The organism is Pseudomonas sp. P7759 (assembly GCF_013386445.1).
Classification (GTDB): Bacteria; Pseudomonadota; Gammaproteobacteria; order Pseudomonadales; family Pseudomonadaceae; genus Aquipseudomonas; species Aquipseudomonas azotoformans_A.
This window is the reverse complement of sequence record NZ_JACART010000100.1, coordinates 1-1,541: the sequence shown is the minus strand read 5'-3', so window position 1 is coordinate 1,541 and position 1,541 is coordinate 1. Positions and strand designations below refer to the sequence as shown.

Below are 1,541 nucleotides of genomic sequence, written 5' to 3'. Positions count from 1 at the left end.
TGATGCGCTGGCCGAAATAGCAATACAGGCAGCCGCTGGCGAATTGCAGCAACAGGAACGTCAGCCCGAGGATGGCAATGTCCACCGTCGAACGGCTCTCCCCGGTCCCGGCGAACTGGGGGAACACCGCGCTGAACATGATGAGGGTCTTGGGGTTGGAAAATCCGGTCAGCAAACCCTTGCCGAACAGGTTGCGCGCCGCTTCAACATGGCCGCTCCGTTCAATCACCACGCCGCTGCTGGTCCACTGTTTGTAGGCAAGGTGCAGGATGTACGCCACGCCGACCACCTGGATACCCAGGGTGATCACCGGGTAGCCCCTGATCAACTCGGAAAAACCCACGGCAAAAATCAGGATCGAGATCAGGTACGCCACACTGGCGCCGATCTGTGCCGGGATTGAACGGCGCAGCCCGTCACGCACCCCCAGGCTTAATAGCAGCAGGGTCATGGGGCCAGGGCTGAAGGTCATGGTGGCGCAAAACAGCAGGAAATACAGGAACGAGGAAAGGGTTAACGCGCTTGTCATGGCCGGGGACCTGGGGGATGGAGCCCGCAGTCTAGGCAGTTGGCATTGCGCAAGGCAGGTAAAGTGAGGCCTAATTCGCCCTGACTTTACCGGTAAAATCACCAGCAAAGATAAGGAAGTCGCGTGTTCGTATCGGCCATCGCCTTTGTAGAAGGTGCGCCCAAGGTGCAACAGATTGTCGAGGCGTTCAGCCAGGCCATCGAAAACGGCGAATGGGCGCCCGGCAGCAAATTGCCCTCGGTGCGCGCACTGACCGAGACCCTGGGCGTAAGCAAGTTCACCCTCAATGAGGCCCTTGACCGCCTGCGCGGGCGCAACCTGCTCACGTCCAGTCAAGGCCGTGGCTATTTCGTGGCGATAGACCACCCAAGGCCGACAACTTCGAACTGGGTTGATCTGCTGCCTCAGGACCTGCTCAGCGTATTGCGCCGCCCTCTCGCCACCGTCTACGGCGACCTGCGCCCCGGCGGCGGCCACCTGCCGGAAACCTGGCTGGACAGTGAAGCCCTGCGCCAAACCTTGCGCAGCGTGGTGCGTGCGCCGTCACTGCGCATCGCCAGCCTGGGCACACCGGCCGGGTTACTGCCGTTGCGCCAGGCCCTGCAGCAGAAGCTGCATGGCGAGGGCCTGTCGGTGTCGGTGGAACAGATCATCACCACCCCCAACACCGTGCAAGGCCTGGACATGTTGATGCGCCTGCTGGCACGTCCCGGCGACACGGTGCTGCTCGATGCACCGTGTTATTTCAACTTCCACGCCAACCTGGCCCTGCACGGGGTCAAGGTGGTGACGATCCCACGGCGTCCCGACGGTTTTGACTTCACGGCCCTCGAACACCTGCTGGCCGAGCATCGCCCCAGCCTGTACCTGACCACCAGCGTGTTGCACAACCCCACCGGCCACTCGTTCAGCCCCGGCCAGGCGTTCCGCCTGCTGCAACTGACCCAGCAGTACCACTGCCATATCATCGAGGACGACCTCTACGGCGACCTGCACCCCAACCCGCCGCCGC

2 protein-coding genes are annotated in these 1,541 nt (G+C 62.5%); one reads left to right on the top strand and one right to left on the bottom strand.

The window, feature by feature from the left end:
* A partial coding sequence (locus HX823_RS31270; protein ID WP_177078499.1) for a LysE family translocator occupies positions 1 to 529 on the bottom strand: 529 nt, incomplete at its 3' end.
* Between the two features lie 123 nt (positions 530 to 652).
* Between HX823_RS31270 and HX823_RS31265 the strand changes: the two genes are divergently transcribed.
* Positions 653 to 1,541: PLP-dependent aminotransferase family protein (locus tag HX823_RS31265; RefSeq protein ID WP_177078497.1), on the top strand; the 889-nt coding region annotated here is incomplete at its 3' end.